The 23,058-nt window shown below is 37.3% G+C and carries 22 protein-coding genes; 7 read left to right on the top strand and 15 right to left on the bottom strand.

Features of this window, described 5'->3' with window-relative positions:
* Positions 1-81 precede the first annotated feature (81 nt).
* From R3E32_28200 to R3E32_28190, 3 genes are all read left to right on the top strand, one after another.
* Positions 82-1,530 carry a hypothetical protein gene (locus R3E32_28200; protein MEZ4888640.1) on the top strand — a complete coding sequence of 483 codons (1,449 nt, stop codon included), beginning with the start codon at positions 82-84 and terminating at the stop codon, positions 1,528-1,530.
* Positions 1,531-1,737: 207 nt separating this feature from the next.
* Positions 1,738-3,000 (top strand): hypothetical protein, encoded by a 1,263-nt coding sequence (locus tag R3E32_28195; protein MEZ4888639.1) that lies wholly within the window; start codon positions 1,738-1,740, stop codon positions 2,998-3,000.
* A gap of 132 nt (positions 3,001-3,132) precedes the next feature.
* A complete protein-coding gene (locus R3E32_28190; protein MEZ4888638.1) occupies positions 3,133-3,336 on the top strand; it encodes a hypothetical protein in 204 nt (67 codons plus the stop codon).
* Positions 3,337-3,364: 28 nt separating this feature from the next.
* Here the strand turns inward: R3E32_28190 and R3E32_28185 are convergent, their stop codons facing one another.
* From R3E32_28185 to R3E32_28150, 8 genes are all read right to left on the bottom strand, one after another.
* The gene (locus R3E32_28185; GenBank protein ID MEZ4888637.1) at positions 3,365-3,829 is read right to left on the bottom strand and encodes a hypothetical protein; all 465 of its coding nucleotides are present in this window, start codon (positions 3,827-3,829) and stop codon (positions 3,365-3,367) included.
* Positions 3,830-4,116: 287 nt separating this feature from the next.
* Positions 4,117-6,066, bottom strand: a complete 1,950-nt coding sequence (locus R3E32_28180; protein MEZ4888636.1) for a CARDB domain-containing protein — start codon at positions 6,064-6,066, stop codon at positions 4,117-4,119.
* A gap of 151 nt (positions 6,067-6,217) precedes the next feature.
* Positions 6,218-7,195, bottom strand: coding sequence for a hypothetical protein (locus R3E32_28175; protein MEZ4888635.1), 978 nt, complete (start codon positions 7,193-7,195; stop codon positions 6,218-6,220).
* A 235-nt stretch (positions 7,196-7,430) separates the two neighbouring features.
* Positions 7,431-7,976 carry an RNA 2'-phosphotransferase gene (locus R3E32_28170; protein MEZ4888634.1) on the bottom strand — a complete coding sequence of 182 codons (546 nt, stop codon included), beginning with the start codon at positions 7,974-7,976 and terminating at the stop codon, positions 7,431-7,433.
* Between the two features lie 17 nt (positions 7,977-7,993).
* Positions 7,994-8,635, bottom strand: a complete 642-nt coding sequence (locus R3E32_28165; protein ID MEZ4888633.1) for a response regulator transcription factor — start codon at positions 8,633-8,635, stop codon at positions 7,994-7,996.
* A 121-nt stretch (positions 8,636-8,756) separates the two neighbouring features.
* On the bottom strand, positions 8,757-9,746 hold the full coding sequence (locus R3E32_28160) for a sensor histidine kinase (protein ID MEZ4888632.1): 990 nt from the start codon (positions 9,744-9,746) through the stop codon (positions 8,757-8,759).
* Between the two features lie 16 nt (positions 9,747-9,762).
* Positions 9,763-10,275 (bottom strand): YqgE/AlgH family protein, encoded by a 513-nt coding sequence (locus R3E32_28155; protein ID MEZ4888631.1) that lies wholly within the window; start codon positions 10,273-10,275, stop codon positions 9,763-9,765.
* A 240-nt stretch (positions 10,276-10,515) separates the two neighbouring features.
* Entirely contained in the window at positions 10,516-11,886 is a 1,371-nt protein-coding gene (locus R3E32_28150; GenBank protein MEZ4888630.1) for a DUF5103 domain-containing protein, read from the bottom strand.
* A 176-nt stretch (positions 11,887-12,062) separates the two neighbouring features.
* On the opposite strand from R3E32_28150, the gene R3E32_28145 reads away from it, so the two are divergent.
* Positions 12,063-12,248 (top strand): hypothetical protein, encoded by a 186-nt coding sequence (locus R3E32_28145; GenBank protein MEZ4888629.1) that lies wholly within the window; start codon positions 12,063-12,065, stop codon positions 12,246-12,248.
* A gap of 237 nt (positions 12,249-12,485) precedes the next feature.
* Here R3E32_28145 and R3E32_28140 read toward each other — a convergent pair whose 3' ends face one another.
* The 7 genes from R3E32_28140 to tmk all read right to left on the bottom strand — a co-directional run bounded on the left by R3E32_28140 (position 12,486) and on the right by tmk (position 19,323).
* Positions 12,486-13,541: an FAD-binding oxidoreductase gene (locus R3E32_28140; protein ID MEZ4888628.1), complete on the bottom strand. Its 1,056-nt coding sequence runs from the start codon at positions 13,539-13,541 to the stop codon at positions 12,486-12,488.
* The gene (gene proB, locus R3E32_28135; protein MEZ4888627.1) at positions 13,534-14,322 is read right to left on the bottom strand and encodes a glutamate 5-kinase; all 789 of its coding nucleotides are present in this window, start codon (positions 14,320-14,322) and stop codon (positions 13,534-13,536) included. Before proB ends, R3E32_28140 begins: the two co-directional genes overlap by 8 nt.
* A 174-nt stretch (positions 14,323-14,496) precedes the next feature.
* On the bottom strand, positions 14,497-14,916 hold the full coding sequence (locus tag R3E32_28130; protein ID MEZ4888626.1) for a cytochrome c: 420 nt from the start codon (positions 14,914-14,916) through the stop codon (positions 14,497-14,499).
* Positions 14,906-15,505, bottom strand: coding sequence for an SCO family protein (locus R3E32_28125; GenBank protein ID MEZ4888625.1), 600 nt, complete (start codon positions 15,503-15,505; stop codon positions 14,906-14,908). The genes R3E32_28130 and R3E32_28125 overlap by 11 nt, the downstream gene beginning before the upstream one ends.
* Before the next feature lie 90 nt (positions 15,506-15,595).
* On the bottom strand, positions 15,596-17,401 hold the full coding sequence (locus R3E32_28120) for an ATP-binding protein (protein ID MEZ4888624.1): 1,806 nt from the start codon (positions 17,399-17,401) through the stop codon (positions 15,596-15,598).
* Positions 17,402-17,430: 29 nt separating this feature from the next.
* On the bottom strand, positions 17,431-18,564 hold the full coding sequence (locus R3E32_28115) for an FIST N-terminal domain-containing protein (GenBank protein ID MEZ4888623.1): 1,134 nt from the start codon (positions 18,562-18,564) through the stop codon (positions 17,431-17,433).
* Between the two features lie 126 nt (positions 18,565-18,690).
* Positions 18,691-19,323 carry a dTMP kinase gene (gene tmk / locus R3E32_28110; GenBank protein ID MEZ4888622.1) on the bottom strand — a complete coding sequence of 211 codons (633 nt, stop codon included), beginning with the start codon at positions 19,321-19,323 and terminating at the stop codon, positions 18,691-18,693.
* A gap of 110 nt (positions 19,324-19,433) precedes the next feature.
* On the opposite strand from tmk, the gene R3E32_28105 reads away from it, so the two are divergent.
* From R3E32_28105 to R3E32_28095, 3 genes are all read left to right on the top strand, one after another.
* Positions 19,434-19,898, top strand: coding sequence for an LEA type 2 family protein (locus R3E32_28105; GenBank protein MEZ4888621.1), 465 nt, complete (start codon positions 19,434-19,436; stop codon positions 19,896-19,898).
* Between the two features lie 595 nt (positions 19,899-20,493).
* Positions 20,494-22,047 (top strand): PglZ domain-containing protein, encoded by a 1,554-nt coding sequence (locus R3E32_28100; GenBank protein ID MEZ4888620.1) that lies wholly within the window; start codon positions 20,494-20,496, stop codon positions 22,045-22,047.
* Between the two features lie 88 nt (positions 22,048-22,135).
* Positions 22,136-23,020, top strand: coding sequence for a DUF72 domain-containing protein (locus tag R3E32_28095; GenBank protein ID MEZ4888619.1), 885 nt, complete (start codon positions 22,136-22,138; stop codon positions 23,018-23,020).
* The last annotated feature ends 38 nt before the right edge of the window (positions 23,021-23,058 follow it).

Genomic DNA, 23,058 nt, shown 5'->3' with positions numbered 1-23,058 from the left:
AAATCAAAGAAAAAAAAATGGCTTTATAGAAAAAAAAGCCTAATTTGGGTGTGAAATCTCACTACAAAAAATCTTCAAAGCATGGAAAACTCATTGTTGATAATGGTTTTACGTACCTTTTCTGCAAAGGAGATGAAGCAATTTACAGAATTTGTAGATTCTCCCTACTTCAATAAAAACAAACACCTGAAGGCTTTAACCACTCAACTCGCCAAACTTCACCCTAATTTTTCTCCTTCAAAAGCAAACAAAGAAAAACTGTTTACCAAATTATTTCCTAAGACTGCTTTTCGCAACAGCACCATGCTCAATCTTCTTTCTGACCTCTATCTACTTGCCCAAAAATTTTTGGTATGTAATAAGCCAAAAGAAGGAGATATAACCGAACAACTTTGGCTAATGGATGAGTTTTACGAAAGAGGTTTGGACAAACACTTCAAAAAGACATGGGAGGAAACCCAAACAAAGGTTGCCAAAAGCCATCTCAAAGACCATGATTACTATCGAAATATGGCATTTTTGAAGCAAGGATATAGCATTTTTCAGCACGACAAAAAAACCAACGAATACATACAGATTGCTGCAAACAGACAAGAACGAAATGAGTTTGTGGTTCGGGCAGCAATATGTTGGTTGTTCGATGTTTATGGGGAGGTTTTCAATATGGAGCGACATGTTGCGATAGATTTTCCTTTCACCTTTCCTTTGTTGGAGGCAATGCTTGAAGAAACCCAAAAAGAAGCCTATCAGAGTGATTCTTACCTGCAAATTAGCAGAGCGGCATTGTTGATTGAAAAAAACAACGAATTGGCGGATTTTGAACGACTTGAAGCCTTGTATGAACAGCATTGGAGAGAATTGGACGAACGCATGGGACACAATGTATTGGTTTGCCTCCGCAATTTTTGTTTTGCTCACCGCAATGTCATGCCTGAATTGAACAAAAAAAGATTTGAACTCAACCTAAAATCATTGGAAAGATACAGCCTCAAAGGGCATTACAGCTACATAAACGATGCGGTTTTCATCAATTTTGTCAAAGCTGCAATGGATGTAAAGGAATTTGAATGGGCTGAAAATTTTGTGAATAAATACAGCGAATTGTTGCATCCCGACAGAAAAAATGGAGTGACAGATTATTGTCGAGCATCCATTTTGTTTTATCAACAGCGATTTGAAGAAGCAGTGACTATATTGGCTGCCATTGAACCCTACAATGACCATACTTGGTACTTCAATATCAAAGAAATGTTGCTTTGTTGCTACTATGAATTGAAGTGGGATGAAATGTTTATAGCATTGTTGGATAGCTATAAACATACAGTGAAAAACAGAACAGACATTGCAGAAGGAGTGAGGAAACAATTGCAAAATTATGCTTGGTTGATAGGGCGAATCTTCAAAATAAGAACACAATTACCTAAGTCTGCTCATAAGCTATCTGATTTGAATGAGCAAATCAGCACTCGTCAACCGAATGGCTGGAGTGAATGGTTTTCTCGAAAAGCATCGGCATTGACAATGGCTTAGAAATGAAAAACATACAAAAGTTTCAAAAACTTTTGTATGTTGCAATTGGTTTGAAACGCACATCTGCTATTCTTCTGCAATTGATTAAAAAAAAGTATTTGGTGAAAAGAGTAAAAGTTCCTACAATGGAGAAGTTTGAAAATCAGCAGACGTTTCAATGTAAGATATTCAGCACTTAATAAGTACAATAAAATTAGTGTAAATAAAATGAAATTAATTAAAACTTTAGCCTTTTTTACTTCCTATCTATTTATGGTTTTAAACGCCGTTGCACAAGAAAACTATGTAGAAGCATCTATCACTACGCTGCAAGGCGAAAACCTAAATGGTTGGATTGATTATAGAGATTGGCAACAAAGTCCTTCTAAAATAGACTTCAAGGAAACATTGGAAGGCAATGAAAAAGAGTATTATCCCGTAGATATTCTGGAATTTAGTGTAGGAGAAGCAATATATAAAAGCGCAGTAATTGAAATAGAGCAGAGTTCTCGAAAAATTGAGAATTTGGATGCGAATAAGGACTTGAAGCTGTCAAAGGATACTGTATTTTTGGAAACATTGATAGAAGGCGAAGTAGAGTTATATGCTTACGATGGAAAAAATAGTGGAATCAATTTTTATATCAAAGAAGATGAATCTTATACGTTATTGCAATATAAAAAGTATATGGATGACAATGCCTCAAAGGTAAAAGAATTTAAAGGCTATATTTATCAACTATTACAGTATATGGAAAAATGTTCTGAAATGCAGACCAATTTAACCAAAACAGTTTATACAAAAGTTAGTTTAAAAAAGGCATTTAAAAATTATTATCGCTGTATAGATGCGCTACCTGATTTTGAGAGAAAAGGAAATAAGATAGCTCTAAAATTAGGAGTAGTAGGAGGGATAAATTATACTTCAATGTCGCTTATTAGCAACTCCCAGAAACATATAGTTTTTGATGATATAAAACTTTCCAATTCAGTTGATGCTACTTATGGAGTAAACCTTGAAGCTTTTTTGCCTATAAATCAAGGAAAATGGTCTATTTATTCAGATTTGATTTTAACGAATTATAGCATGAATGGTAGCTTTGAAAAATTTAGTCAAAACGTCTTCCATGAAGTACACGAATTGAATATAGCATTGAGACACCTTAAACTTAGCCATTTATTGCGATATCAGTTTGCAAAAACTCCCCTTGTCATTGGACTGGGAATTTCTCATGCTTCAGTTGTAAGTGAGGTTGAAAATTATTACTCATACAAAGATGTAATTTTCGACCCACCTGTAGTTTTCGAGGAAAGAGAATTTGTAACAAATCCTAACGTCCGTGAGTTTGGTCTATTGTTAAGTGTAGAAGTTCGATTGTGGCGTTTGGGTTTAGAGGCGAGATATGAGAAAAGCGATGGAATACCTGATTTGATATCCATTACTACTCCAACAAATAGGTTATACTTATTGGCGAAGTTTAGATTAAATTAAACCTACTTTAACTTATTCAAAAGGACTAATCATACTTGGTACTTCAATATCAAAGAAATATTGCTTTGTTGTTATTATGAATTGGAGTGGGATGAAATGTTTATAACCTTGTTAGATAGCTATAAACATACAGTGAAAAACAGAACAGACATTGCAGAAATAGTAAAAAAACAACTGCAAAATTATGCTTGGTTGATGGGGCAAATCTTCAAAATTAGGGAACAATTGCCGAAATCTGCACCAAAGTTAGCCGATTTCAATGGAGAAATACAAATCCGACAACCAAATGGTTGGAGCGATTGGTTTTACCAAAAAGCAAAGGATTTAGGATTTTGAACCACAAAAGGAACAAAGAAAATAAAATCTACTTGTGTCTATTTTCTTGAATTTCTGCATCTTCCAATAGGTACATCAATCCATACACATCATCTACCAAGTCCAGTTTACCTTTGAAGGTCAACATTTGGTCCATTTTGAAGTGTTGATTGCTATCTTTCATGCGAATTTCCATCACCGATTCTTTGCCCGCAGCACCACAAAAAAAGCAAGCACTGTATGGAAAAGCAGACAAAACATAGACATCACCCGTCACATCCACAGGCACCATAAATCCTTCTACGATAACCTCCTTACCTTCCATTTTTTTTACTTTGTCGTTGAATTGAGGCTTGTTGTACCAAATATCTTGTTCGACATCGTAGGTGTATTTGAATTTGGCATCAAGCATTATTTCCCACGGCAAATCGCTTTGAGCGGTGATAGAGAACTGTAAACCTGTCAGTAGGAAGAGGGTAAAACAAAGGAGAAATATGGATTTGAAGAAATTCATGGTGTTTGAGATTTGTTGTTTAATGTGTTCTTGATGAAAGATTTTTGAAGTTTTCTTTTGAGAGCATATTGATTTTCTAACATGCCATATCTTTTAGAATAAACTTCAAAAGGCTTATTCAACTTTCGCCTTACTTTAACTTCAACAACTGCGAATTGGTTTAAAAAGCAATCTCACTATTGGACAAATCAAACTTCAAATATCGCCTGTCCTATAGGTGAAAACAAAAAAGCGACTTAATTGGTAATCAAATAAGTCGCTTTTGTTTTTAGTAGTGAAGTTGAAACTTATTTCACCAACTCTACTTTTTTGGTTTCAATAACCTGTCCTTTAGTGTATTTTACCAAATAAGTCCCTTTAGGAAGTTCTTCCAAATCTACTGTCATGGAAGATTTATCAATAGGAATGGATTGTTGTAGCTGTCCAGAAAGATTGAAAACATCTATTGTTCCTCCAATTTCCAACTGGTCTATGGTCAACAATCCCGTTGTTGGGTTTGGATAGACTTTGGAATCGCTGGTTGATTCTATGCTTGTTTTCAAATGACTAATTTCTCCACCACCGCCATCATTAGCGATATAAGATCCAGCTCTTACTGCTATGCCATAAGTGCCTGTTTGTCCACTGTATCCCCAAACTCGAATATGGTAAGTCGCACCTACTGTCAAGCCTGAGCGTACAATCTTAGGCATATCGCCAGGTCCATCATCATCGTCACACTCCAAACCTACTAAAGAAGAACAATTGCCACTATACAAAGCCATCATCATATCCGTAGCTGTACCTGTTTGGTTCATCTGGATAGTCATAGTCGAAAAAGTAGCTGTAAATTTATACCATACATCCTTGCCGTAGAAAGGACAAGAAGATGTAGGCCCAGGATTGGTGGTGTTGGTGGCGTTGACGTTTGTGCCTGTGGTATAAGACCAGGAACTGACAATGGGTAAAGTGATGGCATTGCAGGGGTTGTCGTTGGAGGGAGTAGAGGTGGTTGCACCACTCTGCGTGACACTAATAGTTTTATTAGCAGCCCCTGTTGCAGATACGGTGACTGTACCTGTTCTTGATGAAGAACTTGTATTGGCTAAAACAGCAACTGTTACCGTAGAACCGCTTTTGGTTGCATTGATCCATGATTGATTATCTGAAACGGAATAAGTGGATACTCCTGATACTGTTGAAGTCTTGTTACTTGCTGAACTGGTGAAACTTAATGAAGTAGGAGAAACTGTAATAGTTGGATTGGTTATCGTAATCTGCTTGTAACCGATATTGTTGCTTTCATTGCTTTCGGTAACAGCATTGGTGGCATCTGCTCTGAAAATAATGTATTTTGTACCCGTGGTGGCACTGCTCGGTATGGTAAGGGTTTTGCTTTTGCTGCTTGTTGCCCCAGCATTCAAGGAAGAAACGTCATCTGTTCCCAACTCAACATCGTCTGAACTGTAAGTAGAGTTGGAAGACAAGTAGTAAGTCAATGTAGTGGTTTGGCCTGTTGCGCCTGTTCCATTGTTTTTGATTGTACAAGAGGCTGTTAGTGTCGAGCCTTTGGCTATACTTGTTGGACTTGCGGATGGGGATTGGACGCTAAGGTCGGACTGGTTAGCTGCATCTAAGAAAAATGCAGCGGCACAACTTGCAGTTGGTTTTTGTCCTAATTCGAGACTAGCTAAAGCTGTAGAACCATTTGTAATGTTTTTGTATAAAACTATGTGTAAGTGAGAAGTACAAGTTCCTGTTCCTGTTAGTCCCGTTTTTCCTAAATAACCTATCAATTGACCTGCTGAAACAGTTCCATTTTTTACAATACCAGGTGCTACACTTTGAAGATGTGCGTATCTTACTGCGAAATTAGTACCTGTAAATCGAATGATTACTTGACGACCATAAGAATTTCCACAAGAAGATGCAGTTCCCAAAGTGTTGTTCACATAAATAACAGTACCCGAGCCGCAAGCGTATAAATCTTGACCTTCATCAGCATTTCCACTGCCCCAGTTCCAGTCATCTGCATATTGATCTGCTCCAGTATGAGCTGAACTTCCTACGGCAACTTTCCATTCCTTTGATGTACCGTTATAAGTGTCATAACGATTTGTCCAGCTAGAGCTAGAGCCAAATGCCCAGTACAAATGCGATGTACCAGAATTTAGTGAAAAATTTGTCTGGGCATACATATTTATTGAGGTAAACGAAGCTAGAATAATTAAAAAATAGATTTTATTTCCTTGTTTCATGGGTAGGCTAATTTTACAAACACAACCAACATCAGTTGCCCTGCAAATTTAATCCACAAGCAAGATTCAGAACGAGCAAATCAAAAGCAATAAACAAGCAAATTGAAGTGTATAAAATGTAAGCTATTTGCAGAGAAATTGCGGAGAGCACTTACCGCTTTTGCTGCAATTCCAACCATTCCTTTAGCTTGTCAATGGTCAAAATACTATTAGGAGCCTTGAGGTAATTTTGACCTCGTTCTTTAAGGAATTGAACAATTGTAGGCGACACACCGTTTGACTGTGCTTCTTTAAAAGAAAAACTGTTGGCTTCAAAAACCTCTTCAAAATGATTTTTAATTTGCTCCAGTACAATGCTTCCTGCTGCCATTGAGTTATTTGAATAAATATTGGTATAGACTCCAATCATGATTGGGTAAACCTTTCCTATTCCCTTAAAAACAGTAATCCTTAAATGTTTCCCTCTTCCTTCAATGGATCTTAAATCAAGATACAAATGTTGATTACTTTCTTCTAATTCGATTTTTCCTTCATAATGTGTTGAGGTATCAGTTTCTACATTTTGAAGAAATACAGTATTTTTATCTGAAATATTTAAAATGGCTTTACCCAGTTTTCCAGTTCGAGATGTTTCTTCATAGTGATGATAAAAAACCCACCAGTAGGTATTGTTGAACTGATTGATTCGGTTGCTTTCTACTTCAACTTTATTAGTCATTGTATCAATTGGCTGTAAATTAGACTGGCAAAACTGACGAAACAACTTATTGAAAATAAAGATAGAGAAGCAATTTCTAATTCGTTCTTGTGAAGGGTATTTCCGTTCTTCGAATTTACTCATCAAAATTCTTTCATCAAGCCTAAAGTTGATTACATTTCCTTCTGAAATTAATTTTTCCAGACATGCTTGTTTTTTTTCAAGAGGTAAGGTGAAAAAATTAGTTCTTTTGTCCTTGATGAATTTTTTAGCAATGTCGGTATTTTGAAGAATTGCATTTCTAACACTACCTTCTATATCATCCTTCAATTTCTTAAGAGCAGCCTTATTGTTGTCATTCCACTCCGAAGGGTTTTTGATTTCGTACTGCTCTTCTATTTTTTTGAGTACATATTGCCAATGTATGTGCATCGTAATGAGGTTTGTATTTGATGAAATGAATATTGAGAACAAGTTACGATAAAATAGTAATAATAATTAGAATCAACGGAGGATTTATTAAATAATTGAATAAATTTTATTTAAGAGATATTGGATATGACGATTAAAGAAAGAAAAACAGTGATGCAAACGGCAATACCATCAGCCGTTTTTGGGGAATAAGAAGGTTTTGGGATAGATAGGTGTTTTCATTTGTGCCAAAAAACTATGTTGTAGGAAAAACGATAAACCGAGGCGGAATCGGTTCTGCCAACCATATTCCATTGTTTTCGAGGTAGAAGTCAATGCCACTTTGATGTGCTTCCAATGCTTTGACTTCCAATATAGTAGGCTTACTATCCCGCCTTTCACCAACAATCATAGCCGTTTGAATGTCAGCCGAAAGATGCACATATTGGCGATTCATGGGTAGAAGCCCACTTTTTTCAATCAATGGCACTGTTGTTCTCGGTGTGCCGTGATAGAGTATTTCAGGCGGTTCGTTGGTCGTTTTGGTGATTTTTTGAGTGATGGAATGACCATAAAATGCTCTTATTTTGCCGTCTTTCACCTCATAGCGTTGCTTATCTGCCGCCGCCATCATATCCAAAATATCTTGTTGGGTCAGGTTTTCCCATGTTTTTTGTTGCCTCAATTTGTTGAGAAGCAACTCCAAAGATGTCCAACCTTCTGGGTCGAGGATAATGCCAAATTGCTCAGGGCGATGACGCAATATTTTGGAGAGTGTTTTACTTAGTTTTGTGTAATTCATTATTTTTTTATGTTTTTTTATTCCACCAAACCATATTTGATAGCATATTTGACCAAACCAGCCGTATTTTTTGCGCCCAATTTGGTCAGCAAATTGCGGCGGTGCGTATCAACCGTTCGGATACTGATAAACAATTCTTCAGCAATTTCGGGATTAGAATATTCAGCCGCAATGAGTTTGAGAACTTCCATTTCTCGGCGGGTAAGCGGAATTCCTTCCTGCTTTTTTTTGTTGCTAATTTTTCCTTGCAAATGGGCAACTAATTTTGCAGAAACTTCTGTACTACAATACGTTTCACCTCTCATCAGCAGGTCAATGGCTTTGAGCATTTCGTTTTTACCTGCGTTTTTAAGCAGATACCCCTTTGCACCTGCTTCAAAAGCTTTGGTAATGTAACTCAAGTCGCTATACATTGATACGATCAATACTTTTACATCAGGATATAATTTGGTAATTTGTTTGGTTGCATCAATGCCATTGTAGTCGCCCATGTCAATATCCATTAACACAATGTCTGCCATTTTTTTTTGTAGAAGTAAAATTACTTCTTTACCGTTGTCCGCTTCACCTATTACCAAAATATCGGTTTCTTCTTTCAGCAGGGAAATGATGCCATGTCGGATCATTTTGTGGTCATCAGCTACAATTACTTTTATCATTGGGGAGTGTTTTTGAAGCTTGTGACGCAGACAGAAAAGAGAAGTAACAAAAGTATAAGGAATAAAATAGAAGCAAATAAATAATATACAATATTATTTAATGTTTTTTTAATTGGCAGTTTTAGTTTTTTAATGGAATTTCGACTGTTCCCAATACTCCTTCTCCAACTCGACTATCAATCGTAAATAAACCTCCTAAAGATTTAGTACGGGTATTGATATTGCGCCAACCAATACCTTTTTTCTTATCTTTCATTAGTTGATTATCAAAACCTATGCCATCATCCTCTACCATCAGTACAATGCTATTTGGATGTCTTATCAATTGAATAACAATATTTTCTGCCTTAGAATATTTCAGTGCATTGTTGAGTAATTCCTGCCCGATTCGGTACAAACCTAATTCAATGTTTTTGTCCAAACGCTGTTCTACATTCGTTCCATAAAAACTTATTTCAGCTTTCGCCACTTCGTTTGTACTATCGCATAAGTTTTCTAAAGCTGTTGCTACTCCAAAATCTTCAACTGCTGAAGGCATCAAATCATGTGAAATAGCCCGAATATCTTGTGCAATGGTTTTGGATAGTTCTCGAAGAATAGAACACTCAAAAATAAACTCGGGTGTTTTTTCTTCAATGATGGCCTCCAAAGATTCGATGTGCATGGTCAGTGATGAAAAAAGTGGTCCCAATCCATCGTGTATTTCTTGTGCAATTCGCCGCCGTTCCTGTTCTTGACCTTCCAGGGTAGCGTGTAAGGCCTGTTTTTCGATGCTGTTGATTTTGGTAATATCTTCAACAAATATGATAAAGGTATCTGAAATCCATTGACTTTGAAGCTTTAGTGTTTTATTTTCAAAAGATGAGGTTACAAAATTGAAGGGTTGTAACCGTTTTTTAATCACCATTTGCAAATATTCACTCCACTCAGGCATAGAGTCCATTAAATCTGAAAGTCGTTTTTCTTTTGGTTCTTTTTCCTCAATAGAAATCCCTATTATTTCTATTGCTTGCTGATTTGTTTTTAATACCTCTCCAGTCTCACTTAGCACTATGATTCCCAAAGGAACTGTATCTATCAGATTATCTAAAAAGTGGTGATTGTTTGTCATTGTCATGCTTGAAAAATCAATTCAAAGAGGGCGATTCTGGAAAATGAGAAATAATGCGAAAATGATCGTCATTGGTATCTCGAAGTATTTCTCTCCAAAGGTTTGTCGAATCAGCACCAAAAATATATTTTGATTGACTGGGTACAACAATCCATGAATTAGTTCCCATTTCTTCCTTCAATTGTCCTCCTTCCCAACCTGAATATCCTATATAAAAACGAATAAAACGAGGATCAATTTGGCGGGTATTGATAAGGGATTTGATTTGTTCAAAATCACCGCCCATATAAATACCTTCCGCTATTTTTGTGCTACCTTCAATCAACTCGCTGTAATCGTGTAAATAATACAGCGTATTTTCACCAACAGGGCCACCATAATACAGCGGTGCATCAAATGCGTCTATATCAGGGACTACATCCGATAATGTTTCTTTTAGTTTTCGATTGACCACCAAACCAAAAGTACCCTTTACTTCGTCGTGTTCACATAATAGCACAACGGTTCTATCAAATTCGGGACAGTTCATAAAAGGCTCGGCCAGTATAAAACTCCCTGTTTTAGGCTTTGTATTCGATAACACTCTATTGCAATTTTTTACTAAGTTAAAGAATTTTGGACTTTGGATAAAAGAAATAGGAAACAACTTATAAAAATTTGATAATCAAAAATTTAGTTCACCAATGCAATTCAACACAAATAATTTGTTATCAATAAATTAAATTCCTGCTTCTTACATCTTTGTTTCCTCGTCCAAAGTCTAAAAGAATTAGATTCTCGAATTTAAGGTTTTTATTCCAATCAATCGGTCATATCTTGCCCCAAATTTGCGGTGATACACCAAGATGGTATAATCATTTTCAGTGCGGTAATAATTTCCTTCAAATGGCTCCGCTTTTGGTACAAAATCTCCATCCTCCAGCAGCACATATTGATAGTTGTAAAAACCTTGCTTCAAATAAATACAAGCTTGATATGCTTTTTGTTCATAATCGTATTTCAACTGATAGCGAGGAGCGATTTGCCAATCCGTAAAACCTCCAAACAAGTATATATTACCATTCCTCAACGGTTCATCAAAGGGCAAGGTGAAATGCACAAAAGCATAATCGGCATCCAAATAGTTGAACAAACCATCTCGCATCCCAATCTCATATCTGCCATTGAAGTCAGTATAGTTGATTCTAAAACGAATGCCTTCAGGAGTGCGGGGGTAGTCTTCTTTCAAATAAACGTGTTTTTCACGCATTTCCTTGTCTTCTTCCAATCTTTTTACCCTTTCGCTACGATACCGAATGCTCCGAAAATCGAAGTACCGAAACTCATTGCCTGCTTCAAATAGGTTTCTGTTCGCAAAATTGTAAATCAACTCGTCAACGTGCATAAACGTGGGCTTCAAATTCTTCAAAGCATTGTCCCACCGTCCGTTTTGAAGCACCACCACATTGAGTTCAGCCATTGGATTTACAATATTCAAACCCTTATGAACCAAGCTAAAATCAAGTCTTTGGTGGGTTCGCAATACAGCAGTCAAAGTCGGACTTGAAAAACGTCCTTCAATTCGCATAAAATTTTCATACACAATCATCCGCCTCGTCAAAACCAAGTCGTCTTCATCACCACTTCGATAAACCTTCAATAAATAATTACCCGATTTGGTAATTTGCATATTGCGGTTCGGAATCTCCAATTGGTACTGTGTATAAGGCTGAAAGGTATTAAGTGAAAACTGATAGCGTGTTATGTCTTGCTCAATAAATCCATTGATATAGTCAAAGGAATCCAAACTCGAAGGTGTCCAATCGGCATCGCAAAGCACCAATTGATAACTATAATAATTCACCTCCTCGCCCAATTCGTCAAAGGTCAATTCCAATTGAAGTTCGCCTGATAGCGGAATAATTGCAGGTGTAAGCTGTTGGTTTTTTACATGAAATAAAACCGTGCGAATATTTTCTTTGTAAACAGCATCCTCATATTGAAGTTTATTTGGATAGTAATAATCTATTTGGATGGAATCGGCAGGTATTTGAGCATACATGGACAAATAACACAATAAAAAACTTACAAAACAGATGTTTTTGCAGCTAAAAATGAGGTGAGCAAGGATTATACAATAGGGTTTTAATAGTAAGGACATGGTGATAAGGGGTGATTTTTCGATTAAAACTATAAAAAATGGGTGAATTATTGCAAAAACATGGTTACACCTCAATTTTGTAGTCAAAAAAACCTGATTCTAACCAATTCTGTGCATTATTGAAAATAGCCCAAAAGTTTTAAATCAGTATTGCAAACAATCAAAACTCAAGAGCGATGCAAAAAACAGAACCAAAGTTAGGAGAAGTTAAGCGTAAACGCAAGATTTCAAAAAAACCGAAAGAATTATCAAGGGGCATGAGTGTTTTTACTCCTTACAACAAAAAAACTAAATGGAGTTTTGAACCCTGCTCACCAATATTCCATTTTGCTATCATGAAAATTGGCTTGAAGATTTGTTAATCTATGGGTCTTTAAATGGGGGATGTAATTTGGACTTTGAACAAAAGAAGTAAATGTTTGGTTACGAGTAAATTGCATTAAAAATACAATTTTACTTAATTCCTTTGCTATCAATGATTTAAAATCTTTTGTCTTATGTCTTTAATCTTTCGTCCAAAGTCCAAAAGCAATAGACTTAGAAGTATTCCGCAGAATTAGTTAGAATCAGCAAAATCTAACCTGCTTTAATACAATAACTTATTGCATCTCCACGACCACATCATCCGTCAAGGGATGCGATTGACACACCAACACAAAACCCTCTTCAATTTCCTTTGCGCTCAGAGCCTCATTGATGTCCATATGCACCTTCCCACTTTTCAACTTACCCATACAGGTACAGCAAATACCTGATTGACAAGAAAAAGGCAAATCAACACCTACTGCCAAAGCAGCATCCAAAATCGTATCTTTAGGATTCACTTCAATCTCATGTTCTTCACCTTCAAAACGAACCTTTACCCTTTGCGTATTGATAGCAGCAGAAGGAATAGAAACAGCTGCCTTTTCAATCACAAAAAACTCTCGGTGAATCGTGTCTTTGGGAATGTCTAAGCCAGTCAAAGTAGCTTGGACCACATCAATCAACCCACCTGGACCGCACAAAAAATATTCGGTTTGCTCGGCATCGTATTGCGGTAGTTCTTTCAACACTTCTTTGAGTGCAGTAGGAGTCAAAAACCCTTCACGACCTTCGTTCCAATTCACATTCTGCTTTTTATCCACAAAATATACCACCTTAAAATTATTGGAATATTGGCGTTGCAAATCATCCAGTTCTTTTTTGAAGATGATGTTTTTTTCATCTCGATTGGCATAAAGCAGAGAAACTTTTGTTTGAATCTCCAAGGAAAGGGTCGTTTTTAGAATAGACATCAAAGGCGTAATACCACTACCACCGCCAATCAATACTACGTGACGGTTGTTGTCAATATCAGGATCTATCGTAAAACGCCCATCTGGTCCCATTATCTCCAATTTACTTCCCTCTTTTACATTGTCATTCAGATAGTTAGACACTACCCCATCAACAACTCGCTTGACCGTCACTGCCAATGTGCTATCTGTATGAGGAGAAGTACACAGAGAATAACATCGGTTGTATTGTTTTCCATCAATCGCTACACACAGGGTGAGGTATTGACCCGGTAAATATTTTACTTTCTTGAAAAAAGGTTGTTTGAAGTGAATACTGATGGCATCCGCCGTTTCTTGCACTACTTCTTTGACCTTCAATTGAAAACGTTTAGACATGATTTATTTTTATTGATTCTGAGTTTAATGCTTTGAAGCGGGTAAAAGGTATTTTTCCCTCCAATGCCTTTACTACAAAGGCATCCGCCGTACCATTCACAATCCACATTTCGACCCCATGTTTTAGGCAAATTTCGGCAGCCACCAATTTAGAGTACATTCCGCCAGTTCCTTGCTGCGATTTTGATTTTCCCCCAAAATGACGCACTTTCTCCAAATCTTCTACCACATCAATAAATGCTGCATCGGGATAATGGTTCGGATCTTTGGTATATAAACCGTCAATATCGGACACCAATACCAATAAATCCGCTTCCAACAAGCCAGCCGTCAACGCTCCCAATTTGTCATTGTCGCCAAACATGATTTCTTCGGTAGCCACTGTATCGTTCTCATTCACAATCGGAATGAAGTGGTTTTGCAACAAAATATTGAGCGTATTTTTGGTATTGGTGCGGGAGGTTTCGTTCCTAAAATCTTGGTAGGTGAGCAAACATTGCGCTGTTTTTAAGCCAAAATCGCTGAACACTTCTTGGTAAATGCGAATCAAATTGGGTTGTCCAATCGCTGCAAGAGCCTGTTTGACTGCAATGGGATTGCTACCACTCAATTCGAGTGATTGTTTGGCAGCCGCAATCGCACCAGAACTGACCACCACACACTCAAATCGCTCCTGCAATACCAAAATCTGTCGGGCCAAATCTTCAATTTTGCCCCGTGAAATGCGGTTTGTTCCCTTCGTGAGCGTTGAAGTGCCTACTTTTATGACCAATTTTTGCATTGAAATAACTTCTTATGATTCTGAAAAGACTTCAATTGTATTGCAACCTAGACAGCGTCCAAAATAAAAGCTGCAAATTTACACAAGCTTGGTTAAATTATGCTTTCTCTTGTATGTTTTGTTGAAGTATATCAGCTGGTGAGGGGTGATTTTGATTCTAAATTTTGAATACCTTTATTTCTTTGAACAATCCTCAAACCATTGTTCCAATTCTTGCCGATAGATTTTTCGGTATTCATTGCCCCATTGATTGAGGATGTAGTTGGTGATGTGCATCACCTGTTGAGAACTCAGTTCTTTGTTGGCAGGCATGGGCTGTTTGAAAGTGCGTCCATTCACCACAATTTCGCCCTCCAAACCATAATAAAGAATACAAGGAAGTTCTTCAATGTGTTGCATCAAATAATCAGACTTTGCCAAAGGCGGAATCAAATTTGCGAGGCCTTGCCCGTCACTTTTATGGCAGTTGGCACAATACAATTCGTAATTTTTTTGACCAATATCTACAGGTTCATTGGCACATCCATTCAACCATTGTAGTGAAATAAAAAATAGGATAAATAACACTAATTGCAGTAAAGAATTATTTTTCATTTTGCAGTTGTTTGATTGCATCCATCAATTTATCCACCTCTTTTTCTTTTGTGCCGTCAAAAATACCTCTTACTTGACGTTTTTTGTCCAAAAGCATAAACGCACCGCTATGGATAAAACCGCCCGGCGCACGTTCATCTTCTTCTGCAACGACCATATAGGTTTCCGCCATTTCGTAAATTGCATCTTTGTCACCCGTCAGCAAATGCCACCTATCGGATGAAATACCCAATCCTTCGGCAAATTCCTTCAAAACTGCAACGGTATCGTGCTTTGGGTCAATGGTATGTGAAATCAATAGCAGGTCATCGGCATCTTTGAAGGTATCATAGACCCGCAACATTTGCGTTTTCATGATAGGGCAAATGGTAGGGCAGGTGGTGAAAAAGAAATCGGTGACATAGATTTTTCCCGCTACATCTTTTTCTGAAATCAAGGTGCTGTCTTGATCAACAAATTGAAATGGTTTATCGATTTTTTTCAATACTGGTAGTGTCTGTTGACTATTTTGACAGCCGAGCGAGAAAATACTCACGCACAATGCCGCAACAAAAAGAAGTAAGTAAGTACGAAAGGAAATATGCTTCATGGAAATAATTGGATTGGTCTTTATTGAGTAGTTTAAAACGGAATAAATTCCATTCTACTTCAAATGCAAAGGTAGGATTTGTTTGCAATTTTAGACAGTATCTAACAAGTCTTCTTTTGCTTTGTTCAATTGTTGGACTTCTATAAGCACTTGTTTTTTGAAGGAATTGTAAAGGGCGGGAATTTGATAGAGATTTTCCTTATTCTGGCTGTATTTGTTGATTTTTAGAATTGAATCTTGTAGTTTATTTAGGCCAACTACCATAATGGAGGATTTGATTTTATGTGCTTCAAAATGTACCTGTTCCCAATCAGCTGATTGAATACCAACTTCCATATTTTTCAGGGTTTCGGGGACTTGATTCAAAAATATGTCAATCATTTCAGCCATGTTCATGCCATTATTGTTCATCAATTTTCGCAAATGTGCCAAATAATCATCAGGATTAGTAGGAGTTTGAATGGTTAAAAGGGGAGTCTGTTGGACGTTGAGATTGGCACGAGACATATTGGTGGCAAACACTAAATTGAGGTTTTTGATAATGGTTGCAGGTGGAAATGGCTTGCCAATATAACCAATGATATTGAGCTTCTTAGACAATATTTCGCCTTTTTCATTTGCACCAGCTGTTAATACGATGACAGGTGTATTCTGGTTGAGTGAGCTGATATCTTCCCGAAGTTTTTTGATGAAATCCAGACCGTTGCCATCAGGCAGTTTCACATCCGATAAAATACAATCGTATTTGACAGCCATTAATTTTTCAGCCGCCTCTTTCAAATCTTCTGCTGTATCAATTTGGATGTTCCAATTAGCAAACATATTCTTTGCATAGAGTAAGTTTGCTTTGTTATCTTCGATGTAAATAATGTTTTTACTAAGCCAACTTCGAGGAATAGAAAGGCGGGTCTGTTGTTGTTGGAATTGATGAATGAGTGCGTCACTTGGAATTTGGAACGGAATTGTGACGGTAAAGGTAGTACCGACATTGATTTCGCTATTTACCTCAATATCTCCTTCCATCAAGTCCAAGAGTTTTTTCACAATGTTGAGTCCCAGGCCTGTACCTTCATAGACAAAATCTTGTTTGCTGTGTACTTGCGTAAAACTGTCGAATATGGTGGTCTTTTTTTCGGGAGCAATCCCAATGCCTGTATCTACTATTTCAAACCTCAGTACAACAGAATTCTCAGAAAAACACTCTATACTTGTAGATAAAGCAACACTTCCAACATGGGTAAACTTGATAGCATTGTTGAGCAAATTCAGCAAGACCTGATAAAGTCTTGTACGGTCTCCCATCAGGTATTTAGGAACATTGGGCGATACATAAAAACTTAGATGTAAGTTTTTTTCCTGTGCTTTGATATTCAGCAAACCGTGTAGGTCACTATAAAATTTTTCGGTGCTAAACGGTTCTGAGTTTATCTTGAGTTGCCCTGCATTGATACTAGACAAGTTGAGTAAGTCATTGATGATTACCAATAAATTATCTGCCGAGCTTTTGATGACATCTACATAGTTTTTTTGTGTAGCTTCTAAGGTCGTTTCTTCTAACAGATAACTCATGCCTAGAATACCATTCAAGGGGGTTCGCAGTTCATGACTTACATTGGCAAAGAGTTGTTCCTTGAATTTTGATTGTTCTTCGAGCAGCTTTTTTTGCAATTCCAGCGCAACACTTTTTTCTTCTAAATCTTGAATAGTTTTGTTTAATACGTTGGTAATTATATTTTTATCACTTAGTGTTCGTTGTACTTTGAAATCGGAATAAACAATTTCTTGACCTAATTTTTTTAAAATTTTGGCAATAGCTCTTTGTTCCTGCTCTTCAAAGATATGTGATTGAAGGAGGTGTTCAAGTTCCTCTATGTATTTATTTTTCGGTTTTGACATACTAAATAAAAAAAGCGAGCATGTAAGAATTAAATTTCTTTCAAAGTCACCAAGGAGCAAGTTTCATTGTAAAAATTAGAAGCACCGTTTGAATTTCTGCCAATTTCACCATATGTAAAGAACCCTACAAGTGGAGCATCCCACAGTTCGCTAATTCCCTCAATCTCTTGCTCTACCAATGGCCCCAAAGACATGTGTCTAGCCAAACAAGAAAAAAGGATTAAGGCATCAGCATCTTGATGTTCGTCTCTAAAATCCTTAAATCCGTCCACTGTATTTTCGATAATTTCAAATCCTGGCGCAATAGAAAACCTAAATTTTTCCCCCTCTCTTACAGGCCCTGCCATCATCAAGGAACCATCTTCTTCGTTGGCGTTCAGTGGCGCACGCAAAGCATAGCCTCCATTTCTTTCCACTTGAATCGGGTATTGAGCAGTTGCAATCGCAACAGTGCCGTCTTCCTCATTGACACTATGGTATTCTCCAAAAAAAGCTTTGAAAATATCTAGTGCAGGTTTATTGTTAATGGTATAAATTATGTTTCCAGTTGATTTAGTAATCACATTGGTCGCCCCCAAAGGTTCCCATCCGCTAAGAGCGAGTCCATTTACTGCAATTTTATCTGCATCTAAAATCAATGCAACCAACGCATTGTCGCTACTTTTGTGATTCGTAAAAGCATAAGTAGCCACCATTGCAGCGTCATCTCCCGCCATTCCTCCAAATATACGAAAATCATTTTGTAAAACATCGTCAATTCCGCTGACCAATAGTTCTCCATTGATTGCCGTACTGAACACAGAAATGTAGGCAGGATTCGAAAAATGTTCTTTTGAGTAGTTCGCCAAAGCATTACCTACCTCATAGGTTTTGGTGTATTCACCTACTTCGCCAAAATAAATTCGGTAATAATCTCGATTGATGTCCATCAACATCACCACGATACTTTTTTCAAATACTTCATCGTCAATGAATTCACCAGAAGTAGTTGACCCCACAATGTCAATTTCTTTTTGGGTAAAAACATTACTGAGCTCTTCAATATTGTAAGCGACAGAAGTAAAAACAAATGCTAAGGTGGGCTGGAATTCAGACTGCAATAATTTTTCAAGTCCATTGGTAATTTCTGCAATAGAATAACCATGTATGGTTTTAACTTTCATTGAATGAGGGTTTGAGTAACTGGAATAAAATAGATTAAGCAAAAAAAGACTATAATCATGCCAAAATATAAAGAAATAAAGATAAAGAAAAAAACATAAAAAATTTTACTAAAATATGAAAATAAGTTAGTGTAAAATAGCAGCTACCAAATTCCATATATCATTAGCAACGGCTTCAATACGTTGATTACCATCAATAATCACCACATTCTCTTTTCCTTCAAATCGTTTGAGAGCAGCAAAATAGTTTTTTCTGACCGTTGAAATTCGTTCATAATTTTCGTATTTATCCAACTCTGTTCTGCCTTTTGAGAGTCGCTCAATGCTCGTTTCAGTAGTAATATCCACAAAGACAATCAAATCAGGACGCAACAATTCTGCACAAATGCTATTTGCATTCACCACCCAATCCAAAGTGACATGAGGAACATGATACGCATAAGATGAAAAATAATACCTATCTGCAATCACATGCTTACCCGCTTCAATTTGCTTCAACATTCCATTCGTTCCGTTTTGAATATGATCCAGTCTGTCTGCCAAATATAAAGCCGCCATTGTTTTTTCATCCCCTTCAATTCGCCCATACAAAATATTGCGAATCAACGAACCTATAGGACTGTTAGTCGGTTCAAAAGTTTGGTAAATATCCTTTCCGTTTTCCTTCAGCCTATCCGACAATAATTTGACTTGTGTGCTCTTACCCGAACCGTCAATTCCTTCAAAAACAATAAATTTCCCTCTTTGCATGGTTATCATTTAGCTACTTAGAATGTTTGCAAAAGTACAAAAAACCAAAAGGCATTTCTATATTCAATTTTATTTTGACAGATTCCCTATCTTTGAACTCATAAATACCAAAAAAATCCATGAAAAACATATTAATTATTGTCTTGTTTCCCTTCCTTATTTTTACGGCTTGTGAAGGGCCTAAAGACATCGTTTTCCAGAGTATGAACAATGTACGAGTGACAGATTTTGCCAACAAAATGATAACTATTGAAGCAGATGCCGTACTGCACAATCCCAATTTAGTCAGTGTCAATTTGGTAGCAACGGATGTGATTTTAAGCGTTGAAGGAGCAGAAGTAGGTCGAGCAGTACAAACTGTGGAATCTGTAAGTATTCCTGCAATGAGCGATTTTTCAGTTCCTTTATCCACCGAATTTGCCCTCAAAAAATTGGGTAAAGGCGGTATTTTGGGCACAGCTCTGTCGGTATTGACCAAGAAAAACGTTGAAGTTCATTACAAGGGAACCGTAACAGTTCGAGTCATGGACATAGACTTTGACATTCCAGTGGATTATAAGCGAGAAGTTGAAGTGAATTTGTAACTAACAGTCCCGATTTAGACATTTGAAGTTTTACTTCAAAGGTTCTCTCATTACAATGAAAATCAATATTCTTCAAAGAGTAAACTTCAAAAGTCTCCACCTCAAATGTGGCACTTATTTTGTTGGCAATCCTACATTATTTTGCTATAAATACCCATGTTCGGAATTTTAACAGATTCACGCCTTTCCAATGTTGGCGACTCAGGTTTACGTATCGTTGTAAAATCAGTAGAGAGTTTATACTCCGATTGCTGCGGCATTTTTTTGAAAATATTTACAATTCTATTCTGATTTTAGTTTTAAAGGATCCTCCTCATTGTGTTCTTCGCCCCATTCTTTCGTTACTTTTCTGGTTATCTAGTGAAGGTTTCCAACGGCTTCAGTAGATAGACAGAAAAGTTGTTGAAGCACTAATTCCGTTTTCGTAAGCAAAAAACGTTAGTTGTCTTACCAATCGCCAAAAATATTCTTTTTCTTTGTACTCCAAATATTAAACATTAACATACGGTCGTTGTGTTGTAATCCTATCTGCAATTGAAGTGTTTGTATTTGCAGTTTTAATCTGAAAAATCAATTAATAATCAAAAATATATTTATGGCGAATGTAAGAGTTTTATGGATAGATGATGAAATTGACAATCTCAAACCCCAAATCCTGTTCCTCGAAAAAAAAGACTATGATATTCTGAAAGCGACCAATGGTTATGATGGGGTAGAACTTTGTAAAACCGAGAAGATAGATGTAGTGCTTTTGGATGAATCTATGCCTGGAATGACTGGCTTAGAAACACTTACCAAAATAAAAGAAGTAAATCCTGCTCTGCCTGTGGTGATGATTACCAAAAATGAGGCGGAGAACATTATGGAGGATGCAATCGGTGCACAAATCACCGACTACCTCCTAAAACCTGTTAACCCCAATCAAATTCTTTTGACCCTCAAAAAAATTATGGAGGGCAGAAGATTGGTCAGCAATGCCACTACTTCTGGCTATCAGCAGGAGTTTTCCAAAATTTTTATGGACATCCAAATGGGCTTAGACTATGAAGGTTGGGTAGATGTGTATAGAAAAATTGTGTATTGGGAATTGGAATTGGACAATGCCAATACGCAGGAAATGCAGGAGGTACTCTCCATGCAAAAAAGTGAGGCGAACAAAGAATTTTGCAAGTATGTGAGCCGTAACTATATGAAATGGATTCAAAGCCATGACGAAGGTCCTACTATGTCGCACAATTTGATGCGTGACAAAATCCTACCCCGCCTCGAAAAAGGCAAATCCAACTTCATGATACTGATAGACAACCTTAGATACGACCAATGGAAAGTATTGAAGCCCATTATTTCTGAGGAGTTTCGGTTTTTGGACGAAGACTATTTTTACAGCATTTTGCCTACTACAACCCATTATAGCCGCAATGCTATTTTTGCAGGTATGACTCCCTACAACATCGAAAGGCGTTTTCCGAGATTGTGGAAAAACGACGTAGAAGAAGGAGGTAAAAATCTGCATGAAGCAGACTTTTTGGAGGATCTTTTGGATCGAACAGGTAATGAGAAGTTGAAATTCAGTTACACCAAAATCACCAATCACCGTTCGGGCAAAGAACTAATGGATAATATTCACAATCTATTAGACAATGACCTCAATGTAATTGTTTACAACTTTGTGGATATGCTCTCTCACGCACGTACCGAGATGGAAGTGTTGAAGGAATTGGCGAGTGATGAAGCGGCTTACCGTTCTATCGCCAAATCTTGGTTCAGTTATTCGCCACTTTGGGAGGCATTGAAAAAAATCTCTGAGAAAGATGTGCGAATTGCTATCACTACCGACCACGGTACGATTCGGGTGAATACGCCTAAAAAAGTAATTGGAGATAGGGATACAACTACCAATCTTCGCTATAAACATGGCAGAAATCTTCAATATAATTCTAAAGAGGTCTATGAAGTGCGTAACCCAATTGAGGCACAACTTCCTCGCCCGAATGTGAGTTCGACCTTCATTTTTGCCAAAGAAGACAGCTATTTTGTCTATCCGAACAACTACAATCACTACGTCAATTACTATAACAATACTTTCCAGCATGGCGGTATGTCCATTCAAGAAATGATTGTGCCTGTGGCGTGGTTTGGGACTAAATAAACTTGTAGAAAATGGTTGAATTGCCGTATTGTTTTATGGTTGAACTATTTACACAGTATAGCAATTCAACCATAAAACAATTTCAACCATGCAAAACTACTACCTCGGCTGTCCGATTTGGGCAAACAAAGACTGGGAAGGTTCTTTTTTTACGCCCAAAGCCAAACCAAAAGACTATTTATCACAATATGCCAAGGTCTTCAACACTGTTGAAGGCAACAATACTTTTTATGGTTTGCCCAAAGCCTCTATGGTCATGCGTTGGAAAATGGACACGCCAAAAGATTTTCGGTTCAGCTTCAAATTTCCCAAACTCATCAGCCATGTGTATAAGCTGCAAAATGTGCAAAAAGAAGTGACGCACTTTTTGGGGAGTTTAGAACCGCTTTTGGAGAAAATCGGCGTTTTTTTCCTTCAATTGCCTCCCTCCTTCAATCGAAAAGGTCTGCCTGTTTTGGAGCAATTTCTGCAAACTTTGCCACAAGATTTGACCTATGCCGTTGAAGTACGGCACCTTGATTTTTATCGCAACGAAACCGCAAATCAAGAGCTGAACGATACATTGCAGCGACTCGGCATGAATAGGGCCATATTTGATACCTCAACGCTTCACGCCATCGAATCGGAAGATGAACACATCATTGGCGCACAGCGCAAAAAACCACAAATGCCCGCTTATTTCACCACAACTGCCGAGCATCCTTTTCTACGTTTTGTGGGACATCCTACACCCGAAGCCAACCGAACAAGGTTTATCTATCTCGCCCAAATCGTGGCAGAATGGCTGCAATTGGGCAAAACACCTTATGTATTTATCCATTCACCTGGAGAATTGACGACTCCTACCATTGCTCGCTTTTTTCACGAATTATTGAAGGAAAAGTGCGAATCATTGGGCATTGAAGTCGGCAATGTGCCTACTTTTCCTGTGGATGATTTGCCGAAATTACCTGAGCAGATGAGTTTGTTTTGATTTTTTGAATTAGATTTCGTATTTTACGTATTTAAAAA

Source organism: Chitinophagales bacterium (assembly GCA_041392475.1).
Classification (GTDB): Bacteria; Bacteroidota; Bacteroidia; order Chitinophagales; family UBA2359; genus JAUHXA01.
This window is presented reverse-complemented; position numbering and strand designations above follow the sequence as displayed.